Origin of the sequence: Novosphingobium sp. ST904 (assembly GCF_001298105.1) — a bacterium.
Taxonomy (GTDB): domain Bacteria; phylum Pseudomonadota; class Alphaproteobacteria; order Sphingomonadales; family Sphingomonadaceae; genus Novosphingobium.
This window is the reverse complement of the sequence record NZ_LGJH01000136.1, coordinates 70,040-76,389: the sequence shown is the minus strand read 5'-3', so window position 1 is coordinate 76,389 and position 6,350 is coordinate 70,040. Positions and strand designations below refer to the sequence as shown.

The following is a 6,350-nucleotide window of genomic DNA, read 5'->3' as shown; positions in this document are numbered from 1 at the left end:
AAACGTCGTCGTCGTCGTCGATGGAAACGACATACTGGTCACCACCGTCCAAGGTGTGCAAAAGGTCGGCAAGCTATCCGGTGCCGTCAACCAGTAAGGGACGGCAGGCGCCCGGGTCCGGGGGCCGGACATCGGGAGCAACGGTAGGGGATTTGTCATCGTAATGGTGCAGGTCCGACATTTCTTTCCCGGCCGGATGATGGCAGGGGCCCGGATTATCGCATCGCGGAAGGCATGAAATGAAGCAGATCGTAGCGTTCGACCTCGACGGGACCCTGGCGCTGAGCAAGCAGCCGTTGACCGACGAAATGGCCGAACTCATGGCGCGGCTGCTCGAAGTGGCGCAAGTTGCCGTGATCTCCGGAGGGGACTGGCCGCAGTTCGACAAGCAAGTGGCCAGCCGTCTTCCCGCCGATGCCGATCGTTCGCGGCTCTGGCTCATGCCGACCAGCGGCGCCAAGCTCTATGTCCACCGCGACGGCGCCTGGACGCCGGTCTATGCCGAACTGTTCACCGAAGAACAGAAGCGCGAGATTCTCGAAGCGTTCGACGCTTCGCTTGCCGCCACCGGCTTCACGCCCGAGGAAACCTGGGGTGAGCGGATCGAGGATCGCGGTAGCCAGATCACGTTCTCCGCCCTGGGCCAGCAGGCTCCGCTTCATGCCAAGGAGCTCTGGGACCCGGACTTCGCCAAGCGCAAGGTGATCCAGGCCGATCTCGTGAAGCGCCTGCCCGGCGTTTCGGTCAATCTCGGCGGCGCCACTTCGGTGGACGTGACCCAGCCGGGCGTGGACAAGGCCTGGGGGCTCAAGCGGCTTGCCGAACATAGCGGCGTGGCCGAAGCCGACATGCTGTTCATCGGCGATGCCATCTTCCCCGGTGGCAACGACTATCCGGCCAAGGCCATGGGGCTCGACACGATCTGCGTGCGCGATCCCGCCGATACCGCCAACGTCGTCGCCGCGATCGTCGCCTGCCAGAAGGCGGGCTGACGGCAGCGGCGCCTTCGCGGGAAGCCGGATGCCCGCTTTCTACCTGACTTTCATCGCCGTCCTGCTCGCCGGTTTCGGTGCGCGGGACCAGATGACCATATCCGGCCTCGCCGCAAGGCAGGGGCCGCGGCCCGGCGTCCTGCTGGCGGCCCTGCTCAGTGCAGGGCTGACCGCCGCGGGTGCGTCATGGGCGGCGGCTTTCATGCTCGCCCAGCTACCGCCTCCGGCACGGATGATCTTCGCCGCATTCGCCGTGGGTCTTGCCGGGCTTGAGTCCCTGATCCTAGTCCCGCGCCGCCGGCCGAAGGAGCCGACCAATTCGCTCGGCGCACTGCTGCTGGTGCTGCTGGCCAGCCAGATCGCCGATGCCGCCCGGTTCATCGTCTTCGCCATGGGCGTGGGTATGGCAGCGCCTGTGGCATCCGGGGTGGCAGGCGCGCTGGGCGGCGGGATACTGGCGGGGATGGCCTGGGCCTTCCCGCAGTTTTCGAGCGCTCCGGCGGCGGGCTGGATCAGGCGGGGCGTCGGCCTCCTGCTGGTCTGCGCTGCGCTCATGCTGTTCCTTCGGGAATCTTCGATACTCTGATCGGAAATTGATAGAGAACCGGGGGTTCACTTCCGCGTTCACAAATCTACATAGTTCACCGGACGGCATAGGCCGAACAGCAACGAGGGAAACACGGCATGACTTCCAAGGACAATTCCAAGGCCGCTCTGATCGACAGCCTGAACGGGCTGCTCGCCGACACCTTCGCGCTTTACGTCAAGACGAAGAACTTCCACTGGCATGTTCGCGGCCCGCAGTTCCATGACCTGCACCTGCTGTTCGACACCCAGGCAACCGAGATTTTCGGCCTGACCGACCTGATCGCCGAGCGTGTCCGCAAGCTGGGCGGCACCACCCTGACCTCGATCGGCTCGATCGCCGCCAAGACTTCCGTAAAGGACGAGGATGATACCTCGCTCGACGCGCAGGGCATGGTCAAGCAACTGTTCGAGGACAACACCGCTTACGTCGCCACACTCAAGGAAACCAAGGAACTGGCAGGCGAAGCAGGCGACAATGCCACCGACGGCATCATCGATGACTGGACCGATCAGGCCGAACAGCGCGCCTGGTTCCTTCGCGAGATTCTTGCCTGAGAATGCGCGACCGGCTCGCTACAGCCGTGGCGAGCGTCGCACCGGCATTTCGGCACCGCCAACGCGGACCGAACCCGAAGTCTCTCCTCGCGCAGAGACAAAAACCGGCCTAAGTCCAGCTCATGCCGAAACTCGAAATCATCGAAGGTGCCGACGATGGCGCCATTGCCGCTTGGTTCGCGGAGCGCCTCAGGGCTGCCCTTGCAACCAGTCCCGACGACATCGCGATCACCGTGCCCGGCGGTTCGACGCCTTTCCCGATTTTCGACCGGTTGGCGCAGATGGACCTTCCCTGGCACCGCATCTCGGTCTGGCCGGGGGACGATCGCATCGTTGACGAGGATCACCCCGCCAGCAATGTCGGCAAGATCCGGGCAAGGCTCGAGCCGGTGGGCGCGCGCGTCGTGGCGCTGACCGAAGAGGCCCGGCCGCCGCATTTCGCGGTCGCCTGGCTTGGCATGGGCGGTGACGGGCATATCGCCTCGCTGTTCCCGAACACCGATCCGCAGATCGACGATCCCCGCGAAATCCGCCGCCTTACGCCCGATCCGTTGCCGCCCGAGGCGCCCTTCGACCGGCTCAGCCTGACCATCCCGGCGCTCACGGACAGCGACGAGCTGATGTTCGTGATCCGCGGCGCTGACAAGCGCGCGGTCTTCGATGCCGCGGTCAAGGGCGAGCACGATCTGCCGGTTGCCCGGCTGCTGCGCGCGGCGCGGCACAAGGTCACGTGTTTCTGCTGAACTGGCTGCTGCACCGGCTTCCGGCGCGCTCCACCGTACGCTTTACCGCGCGGCACACTGGGGCCGGCGGCAGGTGTGGAAGGTGTGGCGGCCGGAACTGCACGGCGTGCGGGTGCTTGCGCTCGATGGTGAAGGCCGGGTGCTGCTGGTGCGGCATTCCTATGGCTCCGGCCGCTGGATGCCCCCCGGCGGCGGGCTCAATCGCGGTGAAGATGCGCTCTCCGCCGGACGGCGGGAACTGCTGGAAGAGACCGGCTGCGCGCTTGCGGATGTTCGCCTGCTCGTTCTCGTCACCGAGGATCTCGTCGGCGCGAGCAATCATGTCCATGTCGTTGCCGGCAGGACCAACGATGTGCCGCGCGTGGATGGCCGCGAACTCGTGGAGGCGCGGTTCTTCCCGCTGGGGGCGCTGCCCCATCGGATACCGGCGCGGCTTCCCGCCGAACTGGCGCAGTGGATCGCCGAATATGCCTGATGCGGGGATCATGCTGGAGACCGAGCGTCTCTGCCTTCGCCCGCCAGAGCGGGGGGATTTCGAGCCCATGCGGCAGATGTTCTGCGATCCGCTGGTGGTCGCCCATATCGGAGGCAGTCCGCTCCTGCGTACCGAGGCATGGGCGCGGTTTCAGCGAGACGTGGGGCACTGGACGCTGGAGGGTTTCGGCCAGTTCACGGTTCTGGAGAGAGCCTCCGGCCGTTACGTCGGCAAGCTGGGGCATGCACGCTTCCTGCGCGATCTTGGACCTCTGGTGGAGACCGAGATCGAGATGACGTGGACGCTGGCATCGGGGTTTCACGGGCTGGGCTATGGGAGCGAGGCAGGCCGGGCCGCGATCGCGTGGTTCGAGGGACGCGGCCCCCGCCGCACCGCCTGCGTGATTGCCGAGGCGAATCTGCCTTCGCTCGGGCTGGCCCGAAAGCTTGGATATCGGGAAGTTGACCGGCTGGCGGGCGAAGCCGGCGCGCGGATCGTGCTCGTGCGGCAGGGGTGAAAGTCCAGGCCTAAAGAAGCGAAAGCTGCCCATCCCTGGCCGGGCGAACGTCCTCTTCCCCGCGTTCGAGGGCGGAGAGGGTCAGGCCCATCAGGCGGATCGGTTGCGGCAGCGGCAGCAGTTCCTCCAGCAGTCCATGACCGAGTGCGGAGAATTCCGCCTTGTCGGCCACGAAATGATGGAGCGAGCGGGCGCGGGTGAGGGTCTGGAAGTCGGCGTAGCGCAGCTTGAGCGTGACGGTACGGCCACGGGTCGCGGCGCGCTCGATGCGGTCCCAGACGATGTCTACGATGTTGTCCAGCGTTTCGCGCAGGGCCTCGGTGCCCTGGATATTGTCGAAGAAGGTGCGCTCGCCGCCGACCGATTTTCTCGGGCGGTTGGCGCGCACCTGTCGCAGGTCCACGCCCCGGGCAGCCTGATAGAGATACTCCGCAAAGCTGCCGAAATGGGCGCGCAGGAAGGCAATGTCCTTTTCGCGCAGGTCCGCGCCGGTCTCGATGCCGAGGCGGGCCATCTTTTCCGCGCCGCGCGGGCCGACGCCGTGAAAGCGGCGAACCGGCAGGCTCGCCACGAACTGCGCGCCCTGGTCGGGGCGGATCACGCAGAGACCGTCAGGCTTGTTCTGGTCGCTTGCGAGCTTGGCGATGAACTTGTTGTAGGACACCCCGGCGCTGGCGGTAAGCCCGGTTTCGGCCTTGATGCGGCGGCGGATCTCCTCGGCGATGCGGGTGGCTGACCCGATTCCCCTGAGGTCGGCGGTGACGTCGAGATAGGCTTCGTCAAGCGAGAGCGGTTCACGTGGGGGTATAGTTCGTGGAAGTCGCGCGGATCTGCTGGCTGACCTCGCGGTAGACATCGAAACGGGGTTTGCGGAAGATCAGGTCAGGGCAGAGCCGCGCGCGCGGGCGGAAGGCATGGCGGAGCGCACGCCGAACTTGCGCGCTTCGTAGCTGGCCGCCGCCACCACGCCGCGCAGGGAGGAACCACCCACCGCCACCGGCTTGCCCCGCAGCGAGGGATCGTCGCGCTGCTCCACGCTGGCGTAGAACGCGTCCATGTCGACATGGATCACCTTGCGCAGGCCGTCGGCCTCGCGGTCCTCTGCCGATTCTGCTTCGCGCGATGACATGGCGGCAGATATAGTCCCTGCGCCGGGAAAAGCGCTATCCGCGGCGCGAAATTGCTGGCCACTGCGGCGCAAGTGCTGCAATGCGCCGTGCATGACCTCCGACACAGCGAATCCCGCGCCCTTTCCGATGCGGGGGGTCGAGTTCGTCGCCCTCATGGCCGCCCTGCAGGCACTTCAGGCGCTCTCGATCGACATCATGTTGCCCGCGCTCGGCGAGATCAGCCGTGACCTGGCGGTCCCTGACCCCAACCAGCGGCAGCTGATCGTCGGCGTGTTCCTGATCTGCACCGGGCTCGGCTCGCTGGTTCCCGGCGCGTTGGCGGACCGTTACGGCCGCCGCCCCGTGCTGCTTTTCGCGATCTGCGCCTATGTGCTGAGCGCTCTGGCCTGCGCGCTGGTCACCAGCTTTCCGATGATGCTGGCGGCGCGCGCGGTGGCAGGACTTTGCACGTCCGCGCTGATGGTCATGCCGATGACCGTCATTCGCGACCGGTTCGAAGGCGATCGCATGGCCAGCATGCAGTCGCTGGTGTCGATGACCTTCATGGTCGTGCCGATGATCGCGCCGATGGTGGGGCAGGGCGTGATGCTGGTTGCCGGCTGGCGCTGGATATTCGGCCTCATCAGCGTGCTGGGCGCCTGTGTCTACGCATGGACGGCCTTGCGCCTGCCGGAGACCTTGCACCCCGATTACCGGCAGGAAATCCGGCCCCGGGTGATCGCCACCAACATGGCGCTGACGCTGCGCACGCGCGAGGCGGTGGGCTACCTGTTCGGGGTCGCTTTCGTTCAGGGGGCGATGTTCGGCTACATCAACAGTGCCCAGCAGCTGGTGGCGGAGCACTTCGGCGCGGGGTTCTTCTTCCCGGCGGTGTTCGGCGGCATGGCGCTGGTCATGGCCATGACCAACTTCGCCAATTCGCGTATCGTCCAGCGCTTCGGTGCGCGGCGCGTGTCGCAGACGGCGCTGTTCGGCTATATCGCCAGTTCGGTGCTGCACTTCGTGCTGGCCCTGAACGGGGAGACGCTGTGGGTCTTTGTCCCGCTTATGACCTTTTCGATGTGCATGATGAGCTTCATCGGCTCGAACTTCCAGTCGATCGCGATCCAGCCTTTCGCGCGCACGGCCGGGGCGGCGGCCTCGATCATGTCGTTCGTAAGGATGGTTATGGGCGCGGTTCTGGGCGCGTTGATCGGGCAGGCCTACGACGGCACGCCCGGACCGATCCTGGGCTCGATGGTGGCAGCGGGCCTGACGGCGCTTGTCTTCGTGCTCTATTCCGAGCGAGGCCGCCTGTTCCGTCGCCTCAACTATCCTGCGGGCTATTATCCCGCAGGCAAGCGGCCCTGA

Annotated in this window: 7 protein-coding genes and 1 pseudogene; 7 read left to right on the top strand and 1 reads right to left on the bottom strand. The window is 66.0% G+C overall.

Translation table 11 applies throughout. The annotated features are described in order from the left end of the window. Positions 1-239 precede the first annotated feature (239 nt). The 6 genes from ADT71_RS10205 to ADT71_RS10180 all read left to right on the top strand — a co-directional run bounded on the left by ADT71_RS10205 (position 240) and on the right by ADT71_RS10180 (position 3,870). Positions 240-992: an HAD-IIB family hydrolase gene (locus ADT71_RS10205; RefSeq protein WP_054436516.1), complete on the top strand. Its 753-nt coding sequence runs from the start codon at positions 240-242 to the stop codon at positions 990-992. A gap of 28 nt (positions 993-1,020) precedes the next feature. Continuing rightward, entirely contained in the window at positions 1,021-1,578 is a 558-nt protein-coding gene (locus tag ADT71_RS10200) for a hypothetical protein (protein WP_054436514.1), read from the top strand. Positions 1,579-1,676: 98 nt separating this feature from the next. Then, positions 1,677-2,135, top strand: a complete 459-nt coding sequence (locus ADT71_RS10195) for a Dps family protein (RefSeq protein ID WP_054436512.1) — start codon at positions 1,677-1,679, stop codon at positions 2,133-2,135. A gap of 122 nt (positions 2,136-2,257) precedes the next feature. Next, complete coding sequence (locus ADT71_RS10190; RefSeq protein ID WP_054436510.1) at positions 2,258-2,878, top strand: 6-phosphogluconolactonase; 621 nt, start codon at positions 2,258-2,260, stop codon at positions 2,876-2,878. An 82-nt stretch (positions 2,879-2,960) separates the two neighbouring features. Next, positions 2,961-3,353 (top strand): NUDIX domain-containing protein, encoded by a 393-nt coding sequence (locus ADT71_RS10185; protein ID WP_231635785.1) that lies wholly within the window; start codon positions 2,961-2,963, stop codon positions 3,351-3,353. Further along, positions 3,346-3,870, top strand: a complete 525-nt coding sequence (locus ADT71_RS10180) for a GNAT family N-acetyltransferase (RefSeq protein ID WP_054436509.1) — start codon at positions 3,346-3,348, stop codon at positions 3,868-3,870. Before ADT71_RS10185 ends, ADT71_RS10180 begins: the two co-directional genes overlap by 8 nt. A gap of 10 nt (positions 3,871-3,880) precedes the next feature. Here ADT71_RS10180 and dinB read toward each other — a convergent pair. Beyond that, a pseudogene (gene dinB / locus ADT71_RS10175) lies at positions 3,881-4,927 on the bottom strand (DNA polymerase IV). 163 nt (positions 4,928-5,090) lie between these two features. Here dinB and ADT71_RS10170 point away from each other — a divergent pair. Beyond that, positions 5,091-6,350: a multidrug effflux MFS transporter gene (locus tag ADT71_RS10170; RefSeq protein ID WP_054436506.1), complete on the top strand. Its 1,260-nt coding sequence runs from the start codon at positions 5,091-5,093 to the stop codon at positions 6,348-6,350.

What these genes read in the sequence shown, in the direction of transcription:
- ADT71_RS10200 (WP_054436514.1), top strand. Translation starts at nt 1,021, where the DNA reads ATGCCCGCTTTCTACCTGACTTTCATCGCCGTCCTGCTCGCCGGTTTC.
- ADT71_RS10195 (WP_054436512.1), top strand. Translation starts at nt 1,677, where the DNA reads ATGACTTCCAAGGACAATTCCAAGGCCGCTCTGATCGACAGCCTGAAC.
- ADT71_RS10190 (WP_054436510.1), top strand. Translation starts at nt 2,258, where the DNA reads ATGCCGAAACTCGAAATCATCGAAGGTGCCGACGATGGCGCCATTGCC.
- ADT71_RS10205 (WP_054436516.1), top strand. Translation starts at nt 240, where the DNA reads ATGAAGCAGATCGTAGCGTTCGACCTCGACGGGACCCTGGCGCTGAGC.
- ADT71_RS10180 (WP_054436509.1), top strand. Translation starts at nt 3,346, where the DNA reads ATGCCTGATGCGGGGATCATGCTGGAGACCGAGCGTCTCTGCCTTCGC.
- ADT71_RS10170 (WP_054436506.1), top strand. Translation starts at nt 5,091, where the DNA reads ATGACCTCCGACACAGCGAATCCCGCGCCCTTTCCGATGCGGGGGGTC.